The sequence below is a fragment of the Rhodococcus sp. G6(2025) genome (assembly GCF_058628105.1).
Genome location: NZ_CP179750.1, coordinates 4,854,399 through 4,880,939, shown reverse-complemented (window position 1 = coordinate 4,880,939; position 26,541 = coordinate 4,854,399). Strand labels below are relative to the sequence as shown.

Here is a 26,541-nt window from a genome sequence, read left to right as displayed (position 1 = left end):
CCCCGTCCCCATAGGCAACCAAAACAGAACAGGTAGAGATCATGACAGTGCGCGTCGGATACTTCCCGCACAACAATTCGCTCTTCGTGCTCCGGCACACCGGAATACTCGAACGCCGGCTACCGGACATCGAATGGGTCGACCTTCGTGAACTCCCGTCGAAGCCGTCCGTCGATCCCGTCAATGCCCTTCCGACCCTGCATTCGGACTGGCTGTTCGACGACGGCGGATACGACGTGATCGGCACCGGTTTCACCCCGCCGATCACCGGCCTGGCCCAAGGTCGTGACGTCGTCTACATCGGCATCTCCGGTCCCCGCGTCGAGAACGGCCGACTCGTCGTGAAGGCGGACTCGGGCATCGAGTCCGCAGCCGATCTGCGGGGGAAACGGGTCGGGATCGCCCATGGGTCCTGGCAGACCACGCTGCTGCTGTTCGCGCTCGACCGGGTGGGACTGACCTGGTCCGACATCGTGCCCGTCGACACGGACGTGCGCGACGGCGGAGCCGAACTCGTCGGCGGCGCCATCGATGCCTGGGTCGGCGCCTACCCGGGACTGACGGAGATCGAAGCGGATACCGAGCTGCGCACTCTCGTCGAGACCGAGGGACTGTTCAGCCATCCATCGCTGTGGTTCACGCGCCGAGATTTCGCGGAGAACAACCCGGAACAACTGCGCGCGATCATCGAGGCGCTGCAGGAATCGGACGAACGGATCGAGCGGAATCCCCGCGCTGCCGCGCAGTACTTCGTCGACGACGTGGAGCGGCGAGGTGGCACAGCAAGTCTCGACGCGTGGGAGGCGGCGCTGCGCGGACGGCCGTTCGGCATCAACCCGGTCACCGACGAATTCCTGGATGAACAGCAACGCGCCGCCGACCTGCTGCTGTCGAACGGGTTGCTCGCACGACCGATTCAGGTGCGCGACGCGGTGGTTCCGTGGATCGGCGAGTTCGTCGGCACCGCACGCTCGACCGTCTAGGTAGCTCGCGGCGTCAGGTTCCGGGCGGCGAACTCGCCCGGCACCTCACGTGGCGCGACGCTCAAACCCGTACGAGGCGGCGGATCGACGGGTTGCGCTGACCTGGTTCGACTCGCCGACACTCAACCAGGAGCGGTGGAACAAAGCCTATGCCCTGTGGGTGTCGGGCATCGTGTACCTTCACCTCGGCGCACGGAGTTCGCGCTCGAAGTCGCGAAGTCCTCGCTCAGTATCCAACTCGCCGTCGAAGACAGAATCTGCACCGCACTCGCAATCGAAGTTCTTGCCTGAACCGCAGAGGCCATGGGCGATATCGTTCGCAGTTCTCGGGCGGTGACCCGGTCGTAGAGGGCCTTGCGTTGCGGGTTGGCCGCTGCCCATGAGTCGAATGCGAGTTGCCACTGCGCCCGTGCGACGGCGCCGCGCTCGCACGCGTTGCGGGTGTGGGCGATCACCTCAGATTCGACCTGCAAGGTCAGCTTCGGGGTCGACGCCGAGCTTCGCCTTGACTGCGGCCCCAGGCCGGGAACGTGGGTGCCGAGTTCGCCGCGGATGGTGGCGGGGGTGTGGCTGTGCCGGATAAACAGCCGTTGCACGTCGGGTGATTCCTCTCGTGAATAGGGTTGTGCATCAACGCCGGTGGCCACGCATGGTGTCCTCGGTGCCCGCGACAATCGTTCAGGTGAGGGCCGGGTCGAGCGTATGAAGGGCGTGCACTTCCGCCCGGGAGGGCGCGTACGCGCCGGAGCGGCTGACCGTCAACGCACTCGTGTGTATCGCGCGGAGCAGTGCGGGTTGGACATCGGGCCAGTCCACAGCCGCGAGTCGATCCCGTGCTTGGGGTGAGCCGAGCAGGCCCGTGTCGAGTAGTCCGGAGAGTAGTCCGGCCATGAAGGAGTCCCCGGCGCCGACGGTGTCGCCCACGGTGACCGGTGTCTGGTCGATGTGGAGCATGTCCCGGTTGTGAGCCAGTCGCGCGTAGGCGCCCCAGGATCCGCGGGTGACGACCACCATTGCTGGTCCTGTCTTCACCCACCGCCGCATGATGTTCTCGACCGGCACGCCCGGGTAGAGCCAGTCGAGGTCCTCGTCGCTGGTCTTTACCACGTCGGACAGTGAGACCAGGTGCTCGACGCGGTCGACGACGGTGTCGGGCGAATGCATCAGTGCGGGACGGATGTTCGGGTCGTATGACACGGTACCGAGGAGCCGCATCCGTTCGGCGGCGACGACCACCGTCGAGCCGCCTGGTTCGACGGTGGCGGCGATGCTGCCGGTGTGCAGATGCCCGAACGGTTCCAGGTCCGGCAGTTGCGGGACCGCCCAGTTCAGGTCGAACTCGTAGTTTGCGTGTCCGTCCGCGTCGATCCGGGCGAACGCGACCGACGTCTTGTGTGCGGAGTCGGTTCCGGGCGTGATCTGCACGCCGGCGGACTCTGCCCACTGTCTGAGCAGATTTCCCCGGGGGTCTTTGCCCCAGTGGGAGCAGATGCTGGCCGGGTGGCCGAGTGCGCCGAGTCCGACTGCGACGTTGAGCAGGCTGCCGCCGACGTGTTCCTGAGTGAATCCGGGCCTGGTGACGACGTCGATCAGTGCTTCGCCGAGGCTGAGTACGCGGCTGGTCATCAGTGCGCCCGTACCGCGGTCGGCTGGTCCGGGCCGTGGTCGAGTGCGACGCCGAGCTTGGCCTCCATCTCCTCGAGCGGCACACCCTTGGTCTCGGGCATCACCTTCAGCACCCAGATCAGCTGACCGACCATGGCGAGGAAGAAGATGCTGAACGCGGCGCCGGCACCGAGGGCACCGATGATCGGCGGGAAGGCGAACGAGGTGATCGCGGCGAACACCCAGTGGGTCAGGCTGCCCAGCGACTGCCCCTGACCACGGATCCGATTCGGGAAGATCTCCGAGAGGAATACCCAGATCACCGAGCCCTGGCCGACGGCGTGGGCGGCGATGAATCCCATCAGCCCGATCAGCACCAGTATCGACGAGGTAGAGGTGAACTCGCCACCGCGCGCATTTTCGTAGTAGAACATCACGGCGGCAAGGAATCCCAGGGACATCAGGTAGCCGATCGAGCCGACGATCATCAGCTTGCGCCGGCCGAGCCGGTCGATCAGGCTCAGCCCGACCATGGTGGCGACCAAGTTCATCGCGCCCACCCCGACGCTCATCAGGAACGCGGCGTTCGTGCTGGCGCCGGCCTCCTGCATGACCCGTGGCGCGTAGTACAGGACCGCGTTGATGCCCGACAACTGGTTGAAGACGGCGATCGCGACGGCGAGCAGGATCACCTTGCGGTGCCCGCGCGTGAAGAACGGCACCTTCGTCATGTTCGCGGTGGCCGCCAGCGACTCCCGGATCTCACTCATCTGGAAGTCGACGTCGGCTTGGGTGGCGCACAGGCGCTTGCTCGTTGCGGTCGCGTCGTCCCATCGACCGTTGGCGGCCAGCCAGCGTGGCGTTTCGGGAACGGTCGGCAGCATGAGGACGAATACCAGTGCCGGAACGATCATGACGCCGAGCATCCAGCGCCAAGCATTGTCGCCGGGGACCGCCGCGCGGATGACGGCGTTGGATGCATAGGCGATGAGGATGCCGAGCACGATGTTGAATTGCACCAACCCGACCAGGCGTCCTCGGTTGGCCGCGGGGGCGATCTCGGCGGTGTAGATCGGTGCACAGACGCTGGCACCACCCACGCCGATGCCACCAATGAACCGGAACAGCATCAGAATTTCGACGTTCGGGGCCAGGGCAGACCCGAGGGCGCCAAGAACGAAGAGGACGCCGATCACGTAGAGCGCCTTCTTGCGGCCGTACCGGTCTGCCGGCCGGCCGGCGACCAGAGCGCCGAGGATCGTCCCGATGAGTGCGGTGGTGACGGTGAAGCCCAGCTTGGCATCGCTGAGCGCGAACACCTGCTGGATCTGTTCCTCCGCACCGGAGATGACGGCGGTGTCGAATCCGAAGAGCAGCCCGCCGGTCGCGGCGACTATGGCACTGCGAACAACTATGGGTTTCACGAGATGTCTACTTCCTCTTGCGGTTGAAATATCTTGGAAAAGAAGGATTTCCGCGCACAGTGCGATGGGTTGGGCACCCACGCGCGGGGTCGAGTGGCTCGGAGCCAGAAGCGCCCTGCGTCTCGACGGATGTCGTGACCGCTGCGGGCGGCACCCTGCTCCAGCGATTCCGCCGCCAGGTATGTGTGTGCGATGCCCGTAGGGCACGAGGTTGTGGCTACGAACTTCATGTCACGCGCCTTTCCTAGCGGTTCGCTGTCGTAGCCGAGGCGGCGACCGATCGAGGCGGCCCTGCCTGATCCTGCGTCGCTGTATCGATGAGCCTGCGGACAGTTATAGCTGTGACGTGGCTCTCATGTCAACATATACGGGCCTAAACACATACATTCGGACACCAATAAGCAGATCAAAACAACACGCCGAAGTGGCTTGGCGGCCTGCAGTGCGATCACCTCCACGCCGGGGCGAGCCGGAGTTCCGGGCGCGCGCTGCCTGGAGGGACGGAGTCTGCGGGGGCGCGACTGTCTCCACGAAAGCGTCAGGCGTGCGCGTGAAACTGTTGGCCCGGAACTGGATGCGGCCGGCGGGGCGGCCACCACCCCACAGCCTCAGCCCGCACAACTCGTTGGTGTTGGCGACGGCACTCTCAGCGCGTCCCGATGCAGATCTCGCCGGTCGTGACGCCGTCTTCGAGCACCTCGAGGGAACGGCCCCGCGTTTCGGCACCTTCGTCCACACCAACACAAGCGCCGCCACGCCGACGACGAACGTGAACAACGACCCGGCGATGCCGATTTCCTTGACGAGCGACGGAAGCCGGACTGACGGTGCCTCTCGCGTCTGTCGTGCGGCGCGCTCTGATTCCCGCCCACTCGGGCAGGATGAGACAGTGGGCGATCGAACCGCAGCAGACCTCGAACGTGAACTCGCCATGCTCGTCTACGTACGCGGATGCAGGAGTCGCTCGCGTGGCCCGCAATGGTTTACGAAAGGAGATCGATGTCCTGCGATCCCGCAATGCAGAACTGGAGCGGGGAGTCGCCCGGCTTCGCCTGCTCACCGGCGACGGTCAGTCGTGTTGACCGACGGCGGCACTGCCGGGTGGCGGAGAGTGCCGGATCGCGGCGTCCCGCAGTGCCCGCAGCAGCGGTGTCACCCGGTTGCGGCGGTACACGAACCTCACGACCGCGGGCGGCGCACCGACCAGCGGGATGAACTGGACGTTCCGATGGGTTACCCGCCGGCGGGCAACTTCGGGAACCGTGCCGACACCCCGATCGGCGGCGATCAACTCGAGCCAGTCGTCGAAGTTCGAGCACGTCACCACCGGGCCGTCGTGGTTCGGCCACAGATCTTCGGATGTGGTGCCGCTGAGGGTATTGATGACCAGGGGAAGCGTTCCGAACTCAGCCCAGTCGATCGATTCTCGGGTCGCGAGCGGCGACGCCGTCGAGACCGCCGCAATCCGCTGCTCCTCGAACAGCGGATGCTGCACGAACTCGTCGCCGGGAACATCCCGGCGGACGACGGCGGCGTCCACGGTGGCGTTGTTCAGTGCGGCGATGGGGTCGTCGTAGCGACGCGGAACGACGGTGGCGCGGGAATTCTTCTCGACGTCGTCGATCACCTGCTGCGCCCACGGATCGGGCAGGAGCCAACTGAAGCCGAGGACGAGGGATCGGTTGGTGTACAGCGCAACCGCGGAATCGAGATCGCCGAGGATGACGCGTACCTTCTCGACGAACCCGGCACCGTCCTCGGTGAGGGCAAGTGCCCGCGAGGTCCGGTCGAACAATCGCACGCCGAGCGAGGTCTCGAGCTGCTGCACCGTCCGGGTGAGCGCCGGCTGAGTGATGTGGAGTGCGTTCGCCGCCGCGGTGAACGAGCCTGCCTCGGCGATCGCAACGGCCGCCCGCAGATGCCGCAGTTCGATGGACATAACTCCCAAGCATAGATCCGGCCGAAGAGGCATTTCCGCTCCGCAATGCGGCGGTGCACGATGAGAACGGAAAGACCACGCACACATCGACCGAAAGGATCCTGGTGTTCGATCTCGAGGACGGCCTCCGAATTCCCATCATCGGGGCGCCCATGGCAGGAGGACCGAGCACGCCCGAGCTCGTTGCCGCGGTCTCGTCCGCCGGTGGCCTCGGTTTCCTTGCGGCCGGGTACAAGACCGTCGACGCGGTTCGGCGTGAGGTCGACGCGGTCCGCGCGCTGACGAGCGCACCGTTCGGACTCAATATTTTCGTCCCCGGCCGCCCCCTGGCCGACCGTGCCGCGGTGGAGGCCTACCGGTCGTTGCTGCAGCCGCTCGCGGAGCGCAGGCAGGTGTCGCTGCCGGCGGTCGTCGACTTCGACGACGACGCCTTCGACGCCAAGGTCGACCTCGCGGTCGAGCGTACCGTTCCCGTGGTGTCGTTCACCTTCGGCCTTCCGCCGCGCGACGTCGTCGATCGGTTACACGAGGCCGGCAGCGCCGTGGTGGCCACGGTGTCCGATGTCGACGAGGCGCGCTCGGCCGCTCGGGTGGGCGTCGACGCGATAGGTCTGCAAGGAGTGGACGCGGGCGGGCACCGAGCGACGCTCGACCCCGACGCCGAGCCGGACCCACGTTCGACGAGGGACTTGGTCGAGGCGGCCCGCTCAGCGATCGACCTTCCGATCATCGCGGCGGGTGGGATAGCCACCGGATCCGACGTCGCGACGGCACTCGCGGCCGGTGCCACCGCCGTCCAGATCGGTACCGCTCTCCTCGACGCCGACGAGGCAGGGACCAAACCCGCGCACCGCGCCGCGTTGCACGACGCCCGCTTCACCGACACCGTCGTCACTCGCGCGTTCTCCGGTCGTCCCGCGCGTGGCCTGGTCAATGATTTCATCACCGACTTCGATGCTCACGCGGTGGCGGCATATCCGCAGGTACACCTGCTGACCAGTGGGTTGCGTGCCGCAGCAGGCGCAGCCGGTGACCCGCACGGCCTCGCCCTGTGGGCCGGTGTCGGCTATCGCAGTGCCCGTTCGGCCCCCGCAGGGGAGATCGTTCGGGACCTGTGGAGTGAAGCACGGTAATTCCCGTGGATATCGGCGATCTGAACTTCTTCCTGGCCGTGGCCCGCGCAGGCGGAATCTCCCGGGCATCGAAGGAGCTTCTGACGGTTCAGTCGAACATCAGCTCACGGATCCGCGCGCTCGAAGACGAACTGGGAGTGGAACTGTTCCGCCGCGATGCCCGTGGCGTGACCCTGACGAACTCCGGCGAACGTCTCCTGCCCTATGCCGAGCAGATCACTCAGCTCGTGCGGGAAGTGAGGCAGGTCGTCAGCGACGATCGAGATCCGGGCGGACGATTGGCGATCGGCTCCATGGAGACCACCGCGGGATCGCGGCTTCCCGGTGTGCTGGCAGCGTTCGGCGAAGAGTGTCCCCGAGTCGACTTCACCCTGGTGACCGACACCACGGACGCGCTGACCACCCAGGTGATCGAGCATCGACTCGACGGTGCGTTCGTCTGCGGGCCGGTGCGGCACCCGGACCTGGTGTCCGAGCAGGTCTTCATCGAGCAACTCGTGCTGGTGAGCGGCGTTCGCGTGGCCGATCTGGACTCCGTCATGACCGATGGCCGGCGGCACAGGGTTTCTCGTCTTCCGGGCCGGCTGCGCCTACCGGGCCCGCCGGGAGCGGCTCTTCGAGCAGCACGGAGTGCCGAGCCCGGATGTCCTCGAGTTCGGAACTCTCGAGGGCATCCGCGGGTGTGCGGCTGCGGGGATGGGCGTGACCCTGCTGCCGCTGGGCGTGGTGACCACGTCGCCGTTGGCGGCGGCCTTGAAGGTGCATCACCTCGCGCCGGCCGACTCGCGCGCAGAAACCCTGTTCATTCGCCGCACGGACTCCACCATGACCCCTGCCATGTCGCGATTCCTGTTCCATACTCACGAGTCCAGCCGCCCGGCCTCCCTGAAATCCGTGGCTCGTTAGCGGGGGCCTGCGCGCCAACCGAATGTTGTTGAAAGAGAATGCATGAACGCAATAGACAGCGCCGGCGAGCTGACCGCATACCGCACGCCGACATCGCCGTGGGTCACGGTCGGCCAGGTCGGGGCCGCATTGGCGGCCAGCATGGGCATCGGACGCTTCGTCTACACACCTGTGCTCCCACTGATGGAGGCCCAGGCAGGATTGACACCGTCGGCGGGCGCCGCTCTGGCGACGGCGAACTATCTCGGATACCTCGTCGGGGCACTGGCCGGAATCGTCCTACCCGCCTTGGTGCGCTCGGCGGCAGTCATGCGTGTCTCGCTGCTGATCCTGACCGCCACGCTGGCGCTCATGCCGGTGACGTCGAACGAAACCGCCTGGGCCGTACTGCGCTGTGTTGCGGGTGCTACCAGTGCGATGGTCTTCGTCATCGCTGTCAGCGCCATGCACTCCACTCTGAGTGGGCACGCGGCACACCTGTCGGGTTGGGCGTTCGGCGGAATCGGAGCAGGTATTGCCCTCTCCGGGCTCGTCGTCCTCGTCTTGCGATCGATGAGCACGTGGGGATCCGTGTGGTGGGCGGCCGCACTGCTGACCCTGATCTGCACCCTCGCGGCGTGGACTCTCACACCGGAACGCGCTCCGACGGCGCCGGCGGCCGAGCGCAGAAGATCGCACAAGCAGGGGCACCGCCGGTTCGGTGCGCTCTTCATCAGCTATTCCCTCGAGGGTGTCGGATACATCATCGCCGGCACCTTTCTCGTCGCAGCGATCGACCACACTGCAGGCAGCTTCGCCGGCAGTGGCGCCTGGGTGCTCGTCGGGCTGGCGGCGCTACCGTCCGGTCCACTCTGGGCGTCGCTCGGCCGACGATGGTCTCGCCCGATCCTGCTGGTGATCGCCCTCGTCGTTCAGGCCGCCGGCATCGCGCTGCCCGCGGTGGCAGACGGCCTCTGGCCCGCCCTGATCTCCGCATTTCTGTTCGGGGGAACATTCCTCGGCATCAGTCAGATGTCGCTGACGATCGGCGCTCACCTCCAGTTCCCACGCGCGGTCGCGATCCTGACAACCGGATACAGCCTCGGTCAGATCGCGGGCCCGCTCATCGTCGCGCCACTGCTTTCCGATGGCTACCACCTGGCATTGCTCGTCGCTTCGGGCATCGTCCTGGCGGCAGCACTCGCCGCCGCGTTACTGACCACCCGGTTTCGTCAGCGAGCGACGGTCGAATGAGCAGGGCGCCGAAAGCAGTTGTGCGAGGCGGGGACCCGGCCCGCATGCGTCCACTCACATCAGGTCTGTCGAAACGAGTCGGAGCCACAGCCATAGCCGCGTGGTCGGATTGTCGAAGTCGATCTGGAACTCTTCGGCGAGGCGGGTGATCCGGTACCGAATGGTATTGCCGTGGACATGCATTCGGTCCGCCGCTTTGGACACGTTCGCGTTGGAATCGAAGTACGCACGCAGGGTGATCAGAAAGTCGGTGTGATGGGTTGCGTCGTACGCCCGGATCGCATCGATGACGTCGAACTTGTCGAGATGCTTGTCGGCTATGTACCTGCCGATTTCGAGTAGGTTGAGCTCGGTCCAATAGTCTTCGAACACAGCCGCTGCCGGGGTGTCCGCTCCTGCAGGGTCAGAGTCGTCTCGCGCCGTAGGTCGTCGATCGGCTGGCCCGGCACCGTGGAGTATCCGAGGATGCGGCCCGAAGGATCGACGATGCTGGCGGCTCCATTGGCTATCGAGGCTACGGCGTTGGCGAAGGCGAACAGATCGCCCAGACGCACGCCCGATACCGAATCGACCGCAGCACCCGCGACCGCTGTGCGTGCCATCGCGATCAGTCGTGTCCAATCCGCGTCGTCGTCGCCGACGACGAGCACGGGAACGTCGTGACGACTGGACGCGGCCCGCAGGCCCTCGATCGGTGTTCCTCGTGTTTTGACGATCACGGCGGCAGCCTCGCTGACTGGGTCGATTGCGCACTCCGACCAGCGGAGTCGCTCGATTCGACCTCGCGACCGATAGGGCCCCGCACGGCAGAGATCATGTGGCATTCTCACGAGGTGCGACGGTGCAGAGGTGAGAGTGGTGTGGCCGGTTCGCCGGCCTCGACCACGTCAGGGGTAACCCCTGGCTCGACAGTGTTCATCGGAGACACCATCCGACGCGCGACCGTATGCTCCGCGTGCTTCGGCGCGCCGCAGACGACAGATATCGGTCACCTCGCACCGTCGCACACATGACAACCGGCCGGGCCCTGCGGCCTGAAATTGCCCGTCGCCTCGCGGAAGTGGCGACCGCCGGAGCGTGGACCAGGGCCGGCCTGATGCTCCGCTTCGAGGAAGCCGGTGCACCCGACGCCGGACGGATCGCGACACGGCTCCACGACCTGATGCCCACGCCGCCGGTCGACGGCGCCGACAGCGTCTATCGGCTGCTGTCGGATCTCCCGCAGATCGAGCCTACGGACACGGTCGTCGAGGTGTCCGGCAGTGACTGGAAGTTCGACGTCCCACGGTGGTCGCGCACGACGGGGGTCGCCGAGGCGGTCGGTCTCACCCCTGCCGAACTCGACTGGTTCGCAGACCCCGGCGGATGGCTGCGCACGAAAGCGACTCCGCTGCAGCACTACCGCTATCGGATCCGATCGGACCACCGGCTGCTCGAGGCACCCAAGGAACGCCTTCGAGAGGTGCAGCGCCGGATTCTGCGTTCGGTCCTCGACCGCGTCCCACCCCACGCCGCGGCGCACGGATTCGTCCGAGGTCGCAGCGTCCACACCTTCGCCGCTCCCCATGCCGGGCACGACGTCGTGGTGCGCATCGACCTCCGTGCCTTCTTTCCCTCCGTCTCCCAGACGCGGGTGAGGGCGGTCTTCGATGCCCTCGGCTACCCGACCCCGGTGTCACGCGTGCTCGCCGGACTCTGCACCACGGCCACCCCGCCGGGTGTCCTCGCGCAGCTTCCCTTCGATGCGGCCAGTCGACTCCGGGGTGCGCACCTGCCGCAGGGCGCACCGACCTCGCCGGCGCTCGCCAATCTCGTCGCCTACCGACTCGACCGCAGACTGACCGGCCTCGCGAGAACCCATCGGGCCTGCTACACGAGATATGCCGACGACCTTGCGTTCTCCGGCACGGAACTGGCGGTGGACCGACTGATCCACGCCGTCGGCCGGATCGTTGCGGACGAAGGCTTCTCGGTGCACCCGGCCAAGACCCGGATCATGCGGGCGCACCGACGCCAGCACCTGGCCGGGCTGGTGGTCAACACCCGTCCGCAGGCGGCGCGCGCCGACTACGACGACCTGAGAGCGCTGCTCTTCAATTGCGCTCGCTACGGACCCGATTCGCAGAATCGTGACGGCAGAACGCATTTCCGTGAATACGTCTACGGACGCATCGCCTGGGTCGGGGAATCCAACGCGAGCAGGAAACGGTCGCTGCACGCACTGGCCGCCCGGGTCGACTGGGCAGACCCGCGTCGCTGATCGGCCGCGCGGTCAGCCGCGGCCGATGTACGGCATGCCGGTGGCCATGATCGTCATCGTCGGCACGGTGACGTCCAAGGGGAGTTCGACCAGTCGGGTCACTGCGTCCGCGACGTACCGCGGGTCGAAGGTGGGTTCCGCTCGCATTGATCCGTCCGGTTGGCGGGCGGATTGACCGATGCCTTCGGTCATGGCGGTTGCGGCGTTCCCGATGTCGATCTGGGTGCAGCAGATGTCGTGGTGGCGTCCGTCGAGCGCGATCGACTTGGTCAACCCCGACACCCCGTGTTTGGTTGCCGTGTAGGCGACGCTCGCGGGTCGCGGCGTGTGGGCGGACAGTGAGCCGTTGTTGATGATGCGTCCGCCGCGCGGTGTCTGGGCTTTCATCATCCGCACGGCCTCCCGGGAGCAGAGGAAGACGCCGGTCAGATTTGTGGCGACTGTTCGGTCCCAGTCCTCCGGTTCGATCTCGTCCACCGCGCCGGAGGGGCCGAAGGTGCCCGCATTGTTGACGAGTACGTCGAGGCGGCCGAATCGTTCGGCCACGGCGGCGAAGAGGCTGTGCACCGACTGTGGTGACGAGACGTCGGCCGGCACCACGACGGCGTGTTCGTGACCGTGCGCTGTCTCGTCTGTCAACGGACATTCGTTCCCGCCCACTGACGGACACGAAACCTGCCCATAGGCGGACACGTTTCTGCCCACTGGCGGACATCCGTTTCTGCCCACTGGCGGACACGAAACTGCCCACGGTGTTGTGTTGTGGTCAGGTGAGTGGGTCGACGCCGGTGCCGGCGAGGGCTTGGCTCATCCGGATCGATTTACCGCTGGTCTGACACAGGTGGGCGTGGTGCATGAGCCGATCGACGGTGGCGGTGGCCAGAGTCTTGGGCATCAGCTCGTCGAATCCGGCCGGATGAAGATTCGACGACAGCGCCAGGGCGCGTTTCTCATAGGCGGCGTCGACCAGCCGGTAGAGGCCCTCGGCGGCGTCGGCGGCCACCGGCAACAGGCCGATGTCATCAATGACCACGAGATCGGCGCGCAGCAGCTTGGTCAGGGCACCCGAGACCGAGTCGTCGGCGCGGTGCCGGCGGATCAGCGCGCCGAGGTCTTCGAGGGTGAACCACAACACCTTCCGTCCTCGTTCGACGGCGTGCTGGCCGAGGGCCTCGAGGAAGAATGTCTTCCCGGTTCCCGAGGGTCCGCAGACCACGAGGTTCTCGCGCCGCTCGATCCATTCCAGGGTGCGTAGCGCCTGCTGGGTCGGGGCCGGGATGGACGACAGTTCCGGTTTCCAGGCGTCGAAGGTCTTGCCGGTGGGAAACGCGGCGGCGGCGCGGCGGGTGGCCAGTGCCGAGCGTTCCCGGCCGGCGGCCTCCTCGGTGAGCAGCGCCTTGAGGACCTCGGCGGGTTCCCACCGTTGGGCGCGGGCGGTGGCCAGCACGTCGGGAGCGGCGCGGCGGATGTGCGGCAGCCGCAGCCGGTGCAGCAGGGTTTCCAGGTCGGTCGGCAGCGGCGGCGCCGCCGGTGGTGCGGTGGTCACGAGGGTCTCCTTCGGGTGCCGGTTGAATCGGACGGTGAACTCGATTAGTCTGCGGTGCAGAGTTTTTCGCGTCAGCGTGGGCGGTGTTCCTAGAGTTCGGTGGCACCGTCGACGGGAACCTCGCCACCGAGGGCGGCCCAGCCGCTGGTGCCCTGGGCCAGGGACCGGGATTCGTCGGCCCGGTGGGTGCGATCCGAGGCGGCGCCGGCGGGGTGGGCGTCGAGGATCGCCATGAGGTCGCCCTCGGCGAAGCGGCCGTAGGCGGCGGCGTGCCCGAGCGCCCAGTCGACCCGGCCGGCGCCGAGCAGTTTCGCCAGCGACACCGCGTGGTCCATCTTTACGCGGATCTTCCCGGTGCCGGCCTCGGCGGCCTCACACAACCACAGCCGGGCACCGGCACCGATGTCGCAGAAGGCGCGTTCGGCGTCGGTTCGCGGGATCGGCTGACGGTCGAGGATCCCGGCCGGGGGCGGCGGGAAGTGCTCGTCGCAGATCTGCGGGGAGCCGGGGCGGGCCCGCCGGTGCCGGGCGACCTCGACCGGGCCGGTGTCGCCGTGGTGGACGAAGATGATCCGCTCACCGGCACCGGCGCCGTGTGCGCGGACGAACACCGTCTGCCCGCGCAGGGTGTGCGGCACCGAGTACTGGCCGTTCTCGAACGCGACCATCGGGGTGTTGTCCGGGACGATGCGGGTCACTCCCCAGGTGACGGTGTGTGCGGCGGCGGGAACCGGATGCAGGTGGAGGCGTTCTTCGGCGAGCATCTCGGCCGGGATGCGGCGGGTGGTGCGGTGGGTGCGGGTGTTGACCTGCTCGCAGAACTGCGTGCAGGCGGCCTCGAGGTCCTCGAAACTGTCGTACTCGGCGGCGAGGTTGTGGTCGGTGGGCACCAGGTCGGCCTTGGCCAGCTTGACGGTGTTCTCCACCCCGCCCTTGGTGGCCGGGTCCGCGGGCAGGCAGGTCTTGACGACCAGGCCGTAGAACCGGGCGAAGGAGACCACACCCGGGTTGCGGACGGCGACCGAGGCGATGTGTTCGGTGGTGACCATCTTCTCGTTGTCGGTGAGCAGATACGTCGGGACACCACCGATCCGCCGGAAGGTCCGGTCCAGGCCCGCGTAGACGGACGGGGCGGTGCGGTCGCGCAACGGGATCACCACCCGGTGCCGGCACCAGGCCAGCCACGCGCACAGCAGCACCGTCTTGGTGCCGTCGACGACCGGGCCGTCACCGAAGTCGTACTGCAACCAGAGGCCGGGTTCGGTGACCCACGGCCTGTGCACCCTGGTGTGGCCGAGCCGGTAGGCGCGTTTGATCCGGGCGACGGCGCGGCGGGTGGTGCGTTCGGTGCCGGTGAATCCGAGGGCCAGCAGCTTGTCGTGGGCGATGTCGGCGCGGACTCGGCCCTTCGAATGTTCGACCCATTCTTCGATTTTCGGTAGATATTCGTCGATCAGCATCGGTCTCTTCTCCCGCGGTGGGGTCGGCGCATCGGCGGTGTCGCGTTCGGCGACGAGGCGGGCGACGGTGTGATGGGAGCACCCCGCCAGTGCGGCGGCGGCACGGTAGGACTTCGTCAGGTCGTAGGCAGCAAGAATTTCCATGACTTCCTTGGCAGACTTCACGGTGGCCTCTCCTCGGTGGCTCGCATTTTCGGCGTGGTAGCACCGTCGAGCGAACCCGAGGAGAGGCCCCGATCCGGGGAGGCGATCGGGAAGAAAATCGAACGTGCCGTATCAGGCGGACAGACCCGGGTGGGCAGTTTCGTGTCCGCCAGTGGGCAGAAACCCGTGTCCGCCAGTGGGCAGTTTCACGTCCGCCTGTGGGCGTTTTCGTGTCCGCCTATGGGCAGTTTTTCATGTCCGCCGACACTCGTCCAGCTTTTCCCGCGCCCGCCCTGTCAGCACCACGTGATGCCCGGCGTCGAGCAGTCCGGTCGCCATGGACCGCCCGATTCCCGAACCGGCACCCGTCACCACGATCACCCGTTCCGTCACGTCCACTCCCTTGCATTACTAGTCCCGAACAGCTGTCGGTGGCCCCCGAATTGTCGCCGATCGGCGGCGTCGCTGCGGCTGTTCACCCGTTCCGTTCGCGGGCGTCGACGAGAACGCGGGGGGATCTCAGGAATCACGGTGCGCCTAACACTGGAGTGGGGGACGGCGGTCGGCTTTCCTGTCCGGGTGACCATCGCAGACATCGCACCCCGCACGGCGCTGCAGCAGCGCTACTGGGACCCCGCCCTCACCGAACCCGCGCAGTGGAATCCGGTTCTGGAAGCCCTGCACTCGCACCGGTCGGTCCGCCGCTACCTGCCCGATCCGCTGACCGACGAGACACTCGACGTGCTCGTGTCGGCTGCGCAGTCGGCCGCCACGTCGTCGAACCTCCAGGCGTGGAGTGTCGTCGCGGTCCGCGACCCCGACAGCAAGGCTCGTCTGGCCGCACTGGCGGGCGACCAGGCCCACATCATCGAGGCCCCCGTCCTGCTGGTCTGGCTCGCCGACTTCGCCCGTGTCCGCCAGCTCGCCGGCGACCGCGGCGCGCCGATCGAGGGCGCCGACTATCTCGAGAGCAGTTATATCGGGTTCATCGATGCCGCCCTGGCGGCGCAGAACGCCGTGACCGCGGCGGAGTCGCTCGGGCTGGGAACGGTGTTCATCGGGGCGCTGCGCAACAAGCCCGAGGAAGTCGCGGCGGAACTCGGCCTGCCGCCCCACGTGTTCGCGGTGTTCGGGCTCGTCGTCGGGCAGCCGCATCCGGACGCCGACGCCCAGATCAAGCCGCGCCTGCCCCGAGCTGCGGTATTGCACCACGAGAAGTACGACCTGCCTGCCCAGCGCGACCACGTCGACGCCTACGAGGGGCGGATCGCTGCCTTCTACTCGGCGCAGCAGCTCGAACATTCCTGGATCGACAGGGTTCTGGACCGACTCGCGTCCGCGACACGGTTGAACGGGCGGGATCGGCTGAAGGAATCGCTCATCCGTCTCGGGTTCCCCCTTCGCTAGAGGTGTGACGCGGCCACCGGTGCACGGTGGCCGTTCGAAGTCCGAAACCCGGTGAGTGGCTCTGCGGGACCACCCACCGGGTCTTCTGCCGCGGAGGCCCTTCGTGAGCGCTTCCACTGGAACTGACTTCATGGCGCGGATCCATAGGGGACGCCGTGGACAGTGCCCGGTTCGGTGACGTCGAACTGACCTATCAGCTGCGCGAGGGCGGTGAGCGCGTCGTGCTCGTACCCGCCAGTGCCTTCGTCTCGTGGTACGACCCACGCTCGTCGCGCTCCAGCTTGCGCTGGAAACGCCCGAGCGAGTCGGCTCGGTGGCACTGCTCGACCCGCTGTCCGTGGGATCAATTCAAAAGCTGGGTTCCGACGATCGTCGGCTTGCTGGGAGCACCGTCACGCGTCGTTATCGCCTCGACCGGCTTGACCACGATCGGCGGGATTCTGGCAGCAATCATCATCGGTCCCGCGGTGGACAAGACCAACCCGTTCCGCACTCTCGGCATTGTCTATCTCGGCGGTGCGGCCTTCGTCGCGGCATTGGGGTGGGTGATCGGTGGCGGCAGCACCTGGGCGCTTCTCGGAACTGCATTCCGGACGGGCACGTGTGTGACGGGCGGGCAGATGAGCGTCATCGCCCTGGCGACTGTGCTGTATCCACCCGGCATGCGGTCCACCGGAGTCGGCTGGGCCCTCGGGATCGGGCGCCTCGGTGGAATCGCAGGCCCGTTGATCGTCGGGTCTGCCCTCGGCACCGGCTTCCTCCCACGCGACGTCTTCTTCGCGCTGGCGGTGGTTCTGGTCGTGGCGAGTATCAGCGTCCTGATGCTCGAACGACGCTCTCGCGCCTGACGACGTGCGTGAGCGGGAGCCAGAGAATTTCGATCGACAGCGGGAAGCCACCGGCGCTTCCCGTTCCGCTCGACGGACGAGTCTGGATTAGTGATCCGGGTGCTGCAGGACGGGCGCGCCTGTCGACAGATTCAGTATGTCGTGGGGGCCGTGGCCGGGAACGCTCGGCGATCTGCGCCCACGACATGCCCGCCGCGAGAGACTCGGTCACCGCCCTGGTGAGGAGAATCGCCGTACGCCGTTCCCGAGAAGGGCATCCGCCACGACGTACCTGTCCGGAGCCAGTCCACGACCGCTACCGTGCGAGAGGTGGAACTCATTCTCGCTGCCTCGGCCGAATTCGAGCGCGTGGTGCGCCAACTGCCGGTGGACTCATGGGACCTGCCCACGCCGTCACAGATTTCGGTGCGCGACCTGGTCGAGCACGTCGTGGTGGGAAACCGCTTCACTGCGCTCCTGCTTGCCGGCGTCGGTCGTGAGCAGGCCCGGAACATGCTCTCGGATGACCAGCTCGGAGTCGACCCGGTTGCCGCGGTGGCCGAATCGTCACGACACCAGGCCGAGGCCTTCGCCGCCGCACCACCGGAACAGCCGGTTCCCGGCCCGAACGGCGACGTCCCCGCCGAGGCGTTCCTACGCTTCCGGCTCGTCGACCTGGTCGTCCACGCGTGGGACCTCCTCCGCGCGGCGGGTCTCGATGAAACTCTTGATCCGCCTGTGGTCGCCGGGCTGTCGCGCGTGGTGGAACCATATCTGGAGGACATGCTCGCCTTCGGTGCGTATGGCGAGGGCCCGAGTGGCACATTGCCTCCCGACGCTTCGCAGCAGGCCCGACTCCTCGACTGGTTCGGACGGCGGCCCTAGCGCAACGCCAAGCGATCGAGGGCCTCCCGCCGAGGATCCGCTTGCGGAACCGCCCGTCCCTCGGCGCGCTGTCGGCTACTCCAACGCGTCCCCGTCCTCATCGTCGATCCACTCCGGGACCGCTGAGGGTCAGACCTGCAACTTCGGTGAGGTTTTCGCCAACTATCCAGCGATCCTCGAACACCTTGCTCGTCAACGGCTCCTGCCGTGCTCCTTGTGTTCGACTCCGTGCCGCTCCACCTCGATCCCTTAGTAGGTGGATCCCCGACTGGCCGAAGAACCGGGTTCAGTCATGGCCGTTCTTGTTCCAGAGCTGATGGGTGAGACCGCTGGGTGAGGTGACGGTCTCGACGGTGAAGCGGTCTTCGATGCCGTTCAATCCCTCCCAGAGGGATACGCCTCGCCCGAGGGTGATGGGCACGATCACCAGGTGCATGAAGTCGATCAGGTCGGCTTGCAGAAACTGCCGCACGGTCGAGGGTCCTCCGCCGATACGGACGTCCTGGCCGTTCGCTGCTTCCTGGGCCCTGCGCAGCACCTCACGGGGTGGCGCGTCGACGAAGTGGAAGCTGGTTCCGTTGGCAAAGTCGATGCTCGGGTGTGGGTAGTGGCTCATGACGAACACTGGTGTGTGAAATGGCGGTTCGTCGCCCCACCAGCCCCGCCACCCGTCGTCGGGCCAATCGCCGCTGTGGGGCCCGAACTTGCGGCGCCCCATGATCTCCGCGCCGATGCCCTGGCCCCACAGGCTGGTCACGGCGCGGTCCAGAGTGATCGGGGCGTCTACCCGGTCCACCCCGTGGATGACGCGTCCGTCGAACCAGTCGAATAGCCGTTGCGCACCGCCGATCGGGGCGTCGAACGTCACGTGCTCGCCGGCGGCGTAGCCGTCGAGGGAGATGTTCATGTTGTGGATGCGGGTGCGGGGCATGGGCGCCTCCTCCAATGATCGGATGGACCGGGATACAAATAGACAGACCGGAAGAGATGGCTGGACTCATCGCGAACGTCGAAAATCGTGTTCCGTCGGCCGATCCGCTTCCGAATGGTGCAGTGCCGCCAAAGGCAGTAGTCCAGTCTGGCATTCCTGCACTCATGGATGACACCACTACGCACCAAACAGTCGCAGCCTAGTTCGACATCGACGTCGATATCGACAGCGCTGATCGGGGCGATCGCCGCGGTTCGCGCAGTAGACTGACGGCCCCGACAAGGAGGACTCGATGCTGGTCTTCGGCGAGCCGTACGAGGCGAGTAACGGCACGGTGATCATTACTGTGTCGCGGACAGCTTGGGGCCGACGAGGTGAGCGTCCGGTCGGTATATACACAGTCGGTGCGGAGGGTGCTACGTGGACGCCTGCCGTCGATGCGAGCTTGCACGCGTTGATCGGGGTCTGCACGGGTTTCGCGGCGGCCGTCATCGGCACGATCGCGGTGTTGCGGCGACCGCCATGGCCGGAAATGACCGAGCGGGTGATGACCGCGCTTGCTCAGGCGCGGATCGCCGAAAGCCGACATAAGTAGGAAATCGATCCGCCGCCGGTAGGGGAACAGCCGTTGTCCCCGACCCTGGGCGGTGGGGTACACGAACAGCTGGTACTCGTCGCCCAGGCCTCAGACGATCAGGATGTGGGTCAGCGTGATGCTGCCCGTCTCAGCTGGTCGGGGCGGGCGGCGGGAGCGGCGCAAAGGAAGGCTCCTGCGGCAGCTGCTGGATGGGCGGTTGCGTGGTCGGGTCGTCTGACGGCGGAGGTGGGGGTGGCTGTGTGGTCGGGATGTCGGACGGCGGGGGCGGGGGCGGTTGCGTGGTCGGGTTGTCCGACGGAACAGGCAGGGGCGGCTGCGGAGGCGGGACCATCGTGATGGTGGGGTCAGGGCTGGTGGACGGCAATGTCTCGGGCGGGACCGTGAGCGTCGTCGTGGGTAGCGGCGGCAGTGACGTGGGCGGCAGTCCCGGAAGCTGCAAATCCGGCGGCAGGGTTCCCGGCAACGGCTCGATTCCCGGTGCCGTCGTGGAACCGGGTGTGGCCGGCAGTTCGATGGTCTGCGTCGGCGTGTCGGTGGTGGTGGTACCGGGCGTCGTCGTCGCAGGCGGCGTGGTGGGAGCGATCTTCTCGAGTTCCGCGGCGAGCTTCGCCCGCCACACGTCGAGTTCGTTGCGCATGTCGGCGTCGCGTACCCCGCCGGAACGGTCGGCGGCGCCCTCGAGCAGGTTCTTCGCCGCCTCCGCGTCGCCCGCGGCGATCAGCCGCTCGGCCTCCTGCAGCTGCGACGCGGTGTCGATCTGCGCGACGGTCGAATCGGCCTGCTGGCTGAACACGACCGACTTGACGCTCCACAGCGGATCGCCGGGTGCGGCGTTGTACGAGAAGATGGTGGCGCCACCCATGACGACCGCGATCGCGGCGGCAGCGCCTGCGATGGGTCGCAACAAGCGGAGCTTGCTGCGGGCAGCGCTGCGTGCGGAACGGGCGTCCGAGGCGTCGATCGCCGCGATCACGTCGTCCAGCAGCGGCCCGGTCGGCATCGGCGTCGCCACGATGTCGGCGCGCCAATTGGTCAGCAGAAGCGCGAGCTCGTACTGCTCCGGCGAATCCGTTGCGACGGGACCGCCGCCGGCGATCGCGTCGATCAAAGCGTCGTCACGGCGCACTGCCGCGACGTCCACCGGTGCGTCGTCTCCTGGGAGATCGGCATCGGGATTGCCGTTGCGCTTGATGCCCCTAGCCAAACCTCTCACCTGCCCTCGTCACCCGCGCCGGCTCGTGTCGAGCCGCGCGGACAGCTCCCGTGGTACTACCCACGGCCGGGGCCGACCCACAGCCGGGGCCGTTTTCTCGGCTGACGTACCGACCACGAGGCGGTGGATCAAGCAGTTCGTTCATCTGCCTGCCCGCCTTTCGAGTCCAGCGCCCGCTGTTCGGGTCCGTCATCGTTGACTACGACATCTAGTACGTCGGTAACGGGCTCCGACTTGTTACCGCATGGCAGGGAAGAGCGACACAAAATCGGAACCATGCGCGTCGGTTGTGGGTTCCCCGGTGTTTCCGCACGCCGAAGGTTGCCGGACCACACCCGTCCTCTGCGGGCCGACCCCGGCGCACTCGGGCGGTCCTGAGGCCCTGGGCCGGGGTCGACGTTTCTGCAAGGACATCGTCTTCGGGGTGGACGATCCTCCTAGGTGGATTATCCCACCGGTGGCCGGTACTCGGCGAGGCCCAGCTCTCGGTGGCGAGGATCCCCTGGGGCGCTCAGCACGGTGATCACCCGTGCAGAGCCACGAGAGGGTAGCGAGGGGGTGGTCGCGGACCGGATCGCGTCGTGGCGGCGAAGGTACCGTGGTCGGCAAGGGGATGTGAGATGAAAGTGACGGTTTCATGCCTTCCGGCGGCACGGCGAACGTGGGGAACCTTCCCTACGAATTGACGAGTTTCGTCGGCCGCCGTCATGAGATCGCCGAGATCCGCCGCCTGCTTTCCGTGTCGCGGCTCGTGACGTTGACCGGTGTGGGGGGTGTGGGAAAGACCAGGCTCGCGCTGCGGGTCGCCGCCGATTCGTCTCGTGCGTTTGACGACGGTGTGTGGTCGGTCGGGTTGGGGGAACTGTACGACCCGGGCGCGGTCGTCGACGCGGTGCTGTCGGCGTTGAACCTGCGCGAGGGGCCCGGCGCCCCGGAAACGCAGCTCGTCGAGTATCTGACGGAGCGGAAGCTGTTGCTCGTGCTGGACAACTGCGAGCACCTCGTCGGTCCGGTCGCAAACCTCGCGGAAACCCTTCTGCGCAGTTGTCCGGACGTGCGGATTCTCGCGACCAGCCGGGAGCCGTTCGGAATCGGGGGAGAGGCCGTGCTGCGGGTGCCGCCACTGACGCTGCCGGAGGCGAGGCAGCGGTCGGTGGCCGGCGGGGGGCTCGGCCATTACGAGGCGATGACCCTGTTCACCGAACGCGCGGCGACGGCGGTGCCGGGCTTCGAGATCACCGAGAGCAACGAGGGCGTGGTCGCGGCGATCTGCCGGCGTCTGGACGGTCTGCCGCTGGCGATCGAGTTGGCGGCGGTGCGGCTGCGGGTGATGTCGGTCGAGCAGATCCTGCACCGATTGACCGACCGCTTCACCTTGCTGACGACGGGTAGCCGCGGGGCGCCGTCCCGCCAGCAGACTCTCCTGGGGAGTATCGACTGGAGCTACGACTTGTGCACCCGGGTGGAGCGGGAGATGTGGGGACGGCTGACGGTGTTTGCCGGCGGCTTCGAGCTCGACGCGGCGGAAGGGATCTGTTCCGGCGGTATGACGCCGGAACAGGTTGTCGACGTGGTGGCGTCGCTGATCGACAAATCGATCCTGCTCCGGGAGGAGACGGGAGGTGCGGCGCGGTACCGGATGCTCGAGACGCTGCGTGACTACGGGGTGGAACGGTTGCAGGAGACCGGCGAATTCGCATCGTTGCTGCGGCGGCACCGGGACTGGTACGCACACCTGGTGCTGCGGGCGGAGTCCGATTGGATCAGTTCGCGGCAGCTGTCCTGGACCCTGCGCCTCGACGCTGAGCAGTCCAACATCGTTGCGGGTCTGCAGTTCTGCCTGACCGGCCCGCACGAGGCGAACGCGGGGATTCGGATGGCGGGCGCGATGTACCCGTACTGGCGGGGGCGGGGCAAGCTGCGCGAGGGGATGCGGTGGCTGGCGCAGCTTCTCGCGGTGCGCGGCGACGAACCCGGGCTCGAACAGATCACGGCGTTGTACGTGCTCAGTGTGCTGTCCGGGCTGCACGGCGACGCGGACGCGTCGGCAATCTATGTTCAGCGCGGCAGTGCCCTGGCGGCGCAGCTCGGCGATCGCACCGCCGCGGCACTGATGGACGATGCCGCCGGCCAGCACGCACTGATCACCCTGGATGCCCGGGCAGCGTGTGAGCACTTCGAATCCTCGCTCGCAGTATTCCGAGACGACGGCAACGTGCTGTACATGATCTGGTCCCTGTCCGGGCTCGCGGCGGCCAGTGACGCGGCCGAAGACTGGGCGCGGAGCGAGGAGTGTCAGCGGGAGATGCTTGCGCTGACCGAATCGCGCGGCGAGTTCATGTACCGGGGCTGGGCGCTGTGGGGTGCCGGGATGGGGGCGTGGCGGCGCGGCGAGTATTCCGGGGCGAAAGAGCTTGTCATGCAGGGGCTGCAGCTCGCCCGGTCGGTGGATGACCGCACCGGCGGCGCGGGGTGCATCGAGGTCCTGTCGTGGATCGCGGTGGATGAGGGTGCTCCTCGGCGGGCGGCCACGCTGATGGGTGCCGCTGAGGGCCTCGCGCGGGCCGGCTGCAGCCCCAGCATCCTCTACCCGAGGCTGCTCGTCCACCACGACCGGTACGAGGAGAAGGCCCGCGGGGCGATCGGTGACCGCGCGTTCGAGGCGGAGTTCGGGCGCGGTCTCGGGATGCGGTTCGAGGAGGCCGCCGGGTACGCCCTCGACGAGAGAGGTACGACCGCCGCGGCGGTCGGACCGGGGTCGACGACTCTCACGCGGCGGGAGCGGCAGGTCGCCGAGCTCGTCGCCGAGGGACTGACCAACAGGGCGATCGCCGACAAACTCGTCATTTCCCAGCGCACCGCTCAGGGCCACGTCGAGCACATTCTGTCCAAACTGGGGTTCACCTCCCGGACTCAGATCGCGGCCTGGGTCATCGAGCGCAGGCAGGGCGAGCCCTGATCGTTCACGCCACCCGGGTCCACGGAACAGGTTCCGGCGCAGGTCGTTCGGCCTCGCATGGAGGGCGGGGTCTTACCGCGGGGCTCCGGTGGGGTGGGTCAGGGGTTGACGGGCTCGGGCTCGGGTGGAGCTGCTAGTGCGGTGCAGGGGAGCCGCCACTTTGGTAATCACGCGTAAGAGGGGCTTGCTTCTCACCACCCCGATTTCATTTGCCCGGGCACGTTGCGCACCACTGGCGAACGGTGGTGTTGCTGCAGATCGCTCTGGTGGGCGCTGAGCGTCACGAGTCGCGTTTTCATTTGGGTTCTCAATCCGACTGGCAGGGCCCGATGCGATAGCGCCCCAGCGCTGGGGCGCGAGTCGCCGGCTGTCGGACTCGCTGCGAACTTGGGATTGGCGGAGACGTGACACGGAGGGGCAGCGGACAGTATGTGACGGTTTGAGCATTGGCGACGCGGCTGGGCTTCCGGGCGAGTGCGACGGTGAGAACCGGATGCTGGACATACTCATCACGGGTGGGTGGAGCGGTAGCGGGCGGCTTTGGCTTGGTTGCCGCAGGTCTTCATGCTGCACCAGCGGTGACGGCGGCTGCGGGAGAAGTCGATGAAGAACCAGCCGCAGCTGTCGCAGGCGCGCACTCCTTGCGGTGGTGGGGCGAGTACGAGGGTGATGGCGCGCAGCGCCAGGATCGTGAACACGCCCTCAGCGGCCAGTGGAGTCATGGAGCCGTCAAACGAAACGGTGATGGTGTCGCTGCCGCGACGGGCGGTGCCGAGTAGCCGTGCGAAGGCGTCCGCGGGGATGTTGTGGCCGTCCTTCTGCGCGTCGAAGACTGTCCAGAACAGCGCACGCAAAGCGCGAGCCTCCTTCAGGGCGGCCGCGATGTCGGCGAAGGCGCGTTCCGGAGGACCCATCGCAGGTAGCAGGTGGGCCCGGTCGAGCCAGGTGGCGAGTGCTTCGGCGTTGGTGAATAGGTCGGCGCCGAGTTCGGGCGTGCGGCGGTAGACGGTGTTGGCGAAGTCGAGCGCGGCGTCACCGGCGATGAAGTGGTCCTCGACCCAGGCCGTGGCGGTGGTCGCGGCAGCTCGTAGCGCAGGACAGGGCGGTCGTGCTTAGGCCTGGCAACCTCGGTGAACCCGGCTGCGGTGAAGGCGCTGGCTATGCCGGTCATCGCCGCGTCCGGTCCCGCCCTGCGCCCGGCCAGGCGTCGGGCCCGATCCAGTCGGTGACGGGCAGAGTTTGTCACACTGGCTTCATGAATGATGTCTGGCCGATCGTCCACGCGGAGCGTGCGGCGCTGATCGATGACCTCACCGACCTCACCGACGACCAGTGGGACCACCCCTCACTCTGTGGTGACTGGACCGTGCACGACGTCGCCGCACACTTGATCAACAACGCGAAGACCACCCGCCTCGGCATCGTGCGCAACATGGCCCGGGCGCGCTTCAACTTCGATCGCCAAACCGCCCAAGGCGTCGAACGCGAACGCGGCGCCACACCCCGCCAAACGCTCGCCCGGCTTCAGCAGGTCGCAACACGTACGTCGACGCCGCCGGCACCGCTCGACAGCAGACTGGTCGAAGAGGTCGTCCATGGCGAAGACATCCGACGGCCGCTGGGCATCATCCGTGTATATCCGTTGGAGGCGGTCGTGAGACCGTTGCGGTATCAGGCGCGCACCCCGGTATCCCTGGGCGGTGCGAAGCAGCTCATTGCCCCGGTCCAGTTGCGGGCCACCGACGCAGACGTATCGATCGGTGATGGCCCAGAAGTCTGCGGCCCGGCACTATCACTGCTCATGGCGATATCGGGGCGCAAGTCGGCGTTGGGTGATCTCGACGGACCCGGAGTATCTGCGCTGAAGTGACGGTCTGGCCGACAGCGCCCCGATGGCCTGTGACAGGTCCGCGCTGCGGTCCGCGATCGCCTCCAGCGCCGAACGTGTCGACAGGCACGCATCAATTGTCTGTTGCTCGTCCCGCAGTTGTCCGCACGCCGAACCGTCACCGGGGCGAGACAGGCGCCCAGCGCATTGCGGGCAGCAGGCGGCGCCCGTCCCGTAGCACGCCGGTCAGGAAGCGACCGTGGTCGCGTCGAGGACCAGCTTCCCTCGGACGTGTCCTGCCCGGCCCTCTTCGTGGGCAGCTTGCGCCTCGGCGAGGGGATATACCGAGCTGACCGTGGGCCGCACCCTGCCGTCATCGATGAGCCGGGAGATCTTGGTGAGCGTGTCGGTGTTCGGTTCGACGCTGAAGTGTCGCGTTCGTATACCGCGTCGCTCGGCTTCGGCCTTGACGTCGTCCGGGACCTCTGCTGGCAGGGCGACGAGAACCCCGGCTCGCTTCAGCACGTCGAGGGACCGCTGTTGGACTTTGCCGCCGACCGTGTCGATCACGGCATGCACCGGAGCCACCGTCGTCTCGAACCGCTGCTCGCGGTAGTCGACGAACTCGTCTGCGCCGAGCGAGTTCACGTACTCCCGGTTGGAGCCGGACGCGGTTGCGACCACGTGCGCTCCCGCGGCCTTCGCAAATTGCACGGCCAGATGGCCGACACCGCCCGAGGCGGCATGGATCAACACGCGCTGCCCTCGTTGTAGACCGGCCTCGTCGAAGAGGGCACGCCACGCCGTCAATCCGGTCATCGGCACCGCCGCCGCGTGCATGTGGTCCAGGATGGGCGGCTTGGCGACGACCTGACTGGCGGGGACTGCCGTGTACTCGGCGTAGGCGTTGCCGGGTTCGGGCAGCCGAACCATTCCGTAGACGCTGTCGCCCTGCTGGAACCCGCTGACGCCGTTACCGACCACTTCCACTACTCCCGAGATGTCCCACCCCGGAATCCACGGCAGCGGAACATCGGGAAAGTGTTCAAACCCGCCTTCGCCCAGCAACCAGTCCAACACGTTGACTCCCGCGCCGTGCACCCGCACCACGAGTTCGTCCCCGGCAGGCTCCGGACGGGGCGCTTCCTCGTAGACCAGATTCTCCGGTCCGCCGTAGGCGTGGAGCCGCACCGCTTTCATTTCTTCCATGTTCCTCTACCTCTCCGGCCTCTGTCACGCCGGTGACGACAGAAGAGATGT

General features: G+C 67.1%; 23 protein-coding genes and 2 pseudogenes. 12 read left to right on the top strand and 13 right to left on the bottom strand.

The features are described 5' to 3' along the window. Positions 1-41 precede the first annotated feature (41 nt). Positions 42-983: an ABC transporter substrate-binding protein gene (locus tag ACLIVD_RS22390; RefSeq protein ID WP_491930700.1), complete on the top strand. Its 942-nt coding sequence runs from the start codon at positions 42-44 to the stop codon at positions 981-983. 678 nt (positions 984-1,661) lie between these two features. Here ACLIVD_RS22390 and ACLIVD_RS22385 read toward each other — a convergent pair. The 4 genes from ACLIVD_RS22385 to ACLIVD_RS22370 all read right to left on the bottom strand — a co-directional run bounded on the left by ACLIVD_RS22385 (position 1,662) and on the right by ACLIVD_RS22370 (position 5,951). Next, positions 1,662-2,609, bottom strand: a complete 948-nt coding sequence (locus ACLIVD_RS22385) for a carbohydrate kinase family protein (RefSeq protein WP_491930699.1) — start codon at positions 2,607-2,609, stop codon at positions 1,662-1,664. Next, positions 2,609-4,012, bottom strand: a complete 1,404-nt coding sequence (locus tag ACLIVD_RS22380; protein ID WP_491930698.1) for a sugar porter family MFS transporter — start codon at positions 4,010-4,012, stop codon at positions 2,609-2,611. The genes ACLIVD_RS22385 and ACLIVD_RS22380 overlap by 1 nt, the downstream gene beginning before the upstream one ends. Beyond that, complete coding sequence (locus ACLIVD_RS22375; RefSeq protein WP_477954350.1) at positions 4,009-4,242, bottom strand: hypothetical protein; 234 nt, start codon at positions 4,240-4,242, stop codon at positions 4,009-4,011. The genes ACLIVD_RS22380 and ACLIVD_RS22375 overlap by 4 nt, the downstream gene beginning before the upstream one ends. An 839-nt stretch (positions 4,243-5,081) precedes the next feature. After that, on the bottom strand, positions 5,082-5,951 hold the full coding sequence (locus tag ACLIVD_RS22370) for a LysR family transcriptional regulator (RefSeq protein WP_283335045.1): 870 nt from the start codon (positions 5,949-5,951) through the stop codon (positions 5,082-5,084). Between the two features lie 104 nt (positions 5,952-6,055). Between ACLIVD_RS22370 and ACLIVD_RS22365 the strand changes: the two genes are divergently transcribed. The 4 genes and pseudogenes from ACLIVD_RS22365 (at position 6,056) to ACLIVD_RS22350 (ending at position 9,223) form a co-directional block, all read left to right on the top strand. Beyond that, on the top strand, positions 6,056-7,084 hold the full coding sequence (locus ACLIVD_RS22365) for an NAD(P)H-dependent flavin oxidoreductase (protein WP_491930697.1): 1,029 nt from the start codon (positions 6,056-6,058) through the stop codon (positions 7,082-7,084). Between the two features lie 5 nt (positions 7,085-7,089). Continuing rightward, positions 7,090-7,533 (top strand): annotated as a pseudogene (locus tag ACLIVD_RS22360) (LysR family transcriptional regulator); the annotation flags it as partial. A 97-nt stretch (positions 7,534-7,630) separates the two neighbouring features. After that, positions 7,631-7,990: a LysR substrate-binding domain-containing protein gene (locus ACLIVD_RS22355; RefSeq protein WP_491930696.1), complete on the top strand. Its 360-nt coding sequence runs from the start codon at positions 7,631-7,633 to the stop codon at positions 7,988-7,990. Positions 7,991-8,032: 42 nt separating this feature from the next. Next, positions 8,033-9,223 (top strand): YbfB/YjiJ family MFS transporter, encoded by a 1,191-nt coding sequence (locus ACLIVD_RS22350; RefSeq protein WP_491930695.1) that lies wholly within the window; start codon positions 8,033-8,035, stop codon positions 9,221-9,223. 54 nt (positions 9,224-9,277) lie between these two features. On the opposite strand, the gene ACLIVD_RS22345 is transcribed toward ACLIVD_RS22350, so the two are convergent. Further along, positions 9,278-9,595: a helix-turn-helix domain-containing protein gene (locus ACLIVD_RS22345; protein ID WP_491930694.1), complete on the bottom strand. Its 318-nt coding sequence runs from the start codon at positions 9,593-9,595 to the stop codon at positions 9,278-9,280. Between the two features lie 637 nt (positions 9,596-10,232). On the opposite strand from ACLIVD_RS22345, the gene ACLIVD_RS22340 reads away from it, so the two are divergent. Next, on the top strand, positions 10,233-11,483 hold the full coding sequence (locus tag ACLIVD_RS22340) for a reverse transcriptase family protein (protein WP_491930693.1): 1,251 nt from the start codon (positions 10,233-10,235) through the stop codon (positions 11,481-11,483). A 12-nt stretch (positions 11,484-11,495) separates the two neighbouring features. Here ACLIVD_RS22340 and ACLIVD_RS22335 read toward each other — a convergent pair whose 3' ends face one another. The 4 genes and pseudogenes from ACLIVD_RS22335 to ACLIVD_RS22320 form a co-directional block, all read right to left on the bottom strand. Next, entirely contained in the window at positions 11,496-12,122 is a 627-nt protein-coding gene (locus tag ACLIVD_RS22335) for an SDR family oxidoreductase (RefSeq protein ID WP_491930692.1), read from the bottom strand. A gap of 127 nt (positions 12,123-12,249) precedes the next feature. After that, a complete protein-coding gene (istB, locus tag ACLIVD_RS22330; RefSeq protein WP_005241291.1) occupies positions 12,250-13,029 on the bottom strand; it encodes an IS21-like element helper ATPase IstB in 780 nt (259 codons plus the stop codon). 89 nt (positions 13,030-13,118) lie between these two features. After that, positions 13,119-14,654, bottom strand: a complete 1,536-nt coding sequence (gene istA, locus ACLIVD_RS22325; protein ID WP_491930691.1) for an IS21 family transposase — start codon at positions 14,652-14,654, stop codon at positions 13,119-13,121. A 246-nt stretch (positions 14,655-14,900) separates the two neighbouring features. Beyond that, positions 14,901-15,032 (bottom strand): annotated as a pseudogene (locus ACLIVD_RS22320) (SDR family NAD(P)-dependent oxidoreductase); the annotation flags it as partial. Positions 15,033-15,212: 180 nt separating this feature from the next. Between ACLIVD_RS22320 and ACLIVD_RS22315 the strand changes: the two are divergent. The 3 genes from ACLIVD_RS22315 (at position 15,213) to ACLIVD_RS22305 (ending at position 17,752) form a co-directional block, all read left to right on the top strand. After that, a complete protein-coding gene (locus tag ACLIVD_RS22315; RefSeq protein ID WP_491932914.1) occupies positions 15,213-16,040 on the top strand; it encodes an NADPH-dependent oxidoreductase in 828 nt (275 codons plus the stop codon). A 155-nt stretch (positions 16,041-16,195) separates the two neighbouring features. Then, on the top strand, positions 16,196-16,888 hold the full coding sequence (locus ACLIVD_RS22310) for an MFS transporter (protein ID WP_491930690.1): 693 nt from the start codon (positions 16,196-16,198) through the stop codon (positions 16,886-16,888). Positions 16,889-17,197: 309 nt separating this feature from the next. Next, on the top strand, positions 17,198-17,752 hold the full coding sequence (locus ACLIVD_RS22305) for a TIGR03086 family metal-binding protein (RefSeq protein WP_283335037.1): 555 nt from the start codon (positions 17,198-17,200) through the stop codon (positions 17,750-17,752). A 286-nt stretch (positions 17,753-18,038) separates the two neighbouring features. Here ACLIVD_RS22305 and ACLIVD_RS22300 read toward each other — a convergent pair whose 3' ends face one another. After that, positions 18,039-18,683, bottom strand: coding sequence for a dihydrofolate reductase family protein (locus tag ACLIVD_RS22300; protein ID WP_283335036.1), 645 nt, complete (start codon positions 18,681-18,683; stop codon positions 18,039-18,041). Between the two features lie 292 nt (positions 18,684-18,975). Here ACLIVD_RS22300 and ACLIVD_RS22295 point away from each other — a divergent pair, with 292 nt between their 5' ends. Beyond that, on the top strand, positions 18,976-19,278 hold the full coding sequence (locus ACLIVD_RS22295) for a hypothetical protein (protein ID WP_283335035.1): 303 nt from the start codon (positions 18,976-18,978) through the stop codon (positions 19,276-19,278). A 130-nt stretch (positions 19,279-19,408) separates the two neighbouring features. On the opposite strand, the gene ACLIVD_RS22290 is transcribed toward ACLIVD_RS22295, so the two are convergent. Beyond that, positions 19,409-20,494 carry an anti-sigma-D factor RsdA gene (locus ACLIVD_RS22290; protein ID WP_283335034.1) on the bottom strand — a complete coding sequence of 362 codons (1,086 nt, stop codon included), beginning with the start codon at positions 20,492-20,494 and terminating at the stop codon, positions 19,409-19,411. Positions 20,495-21,131: 637 nt separating this feature from the next. Here ACLIVD_RS22290 and ACLIVD_RS22285 point away from each other — a divergent pair. Next, positions 21,132-23,453 (top strand): ATP-binding protein, encoded by a 2,322-nt coding sequence (locus tag ACLIVD_RS22285; RefSeq protein WP_283335033.1) that lies wholly within the window; start codon positions 21,132-21,134, stop codon positions 23,451-23,453. Between the two features lie 509 nt (positions 23,454-23,962). On the opposite strand, the gene ACLIVD_RS22280 is transcribed toward ACLIVD_RS22285, so the two are convergent. Beyond that, entirely contained in the window at positions 23,963-24,496 is a 534-nt protein-coding gene (locus tag ACLIVD_RS22280) for a CGNR zinc finger domain-containing protein (protein ID WP_283335087.1), read from the bottom strand. A gap of 212 nt (positions 24,497-24,708) precedes the next feature. Between ACLIVD_RS22280 and ACLIVD_RS22275 the strand changes: the two genes are divergently transcribed. Next, a complete protein-coding gene (locus ACLIVD_RS22275) occupies positions 24,709-25,323 on the top strand; it encodes a maleylpyruvate isomerase family mycothiol-dependent enzyme (RefSeq protein WP_283335086.1) in 615 nt (204 codons plus the stop codon). A gap of 204 nt (positions 25,324-25,527) precedes the next feature. Here the strand turns inward: ACLIVD_RS22275 and ACLIVD_RS22270 are convergent, their stop codons facing one another. Then, positions 25,528-26,490 (bottom strand): NADP-dependent oxidoreductase, encoded by a 963-nt coding sequence (locus tag ACLIVD_RS22270; protein ID WP_283335032.1) that lies wholly within the window; start codon positions 26,488-26,490, stop codon positions 25,528-25,530. Positions 26,491-26,541 lie beyond the last annotated feature (51 nt).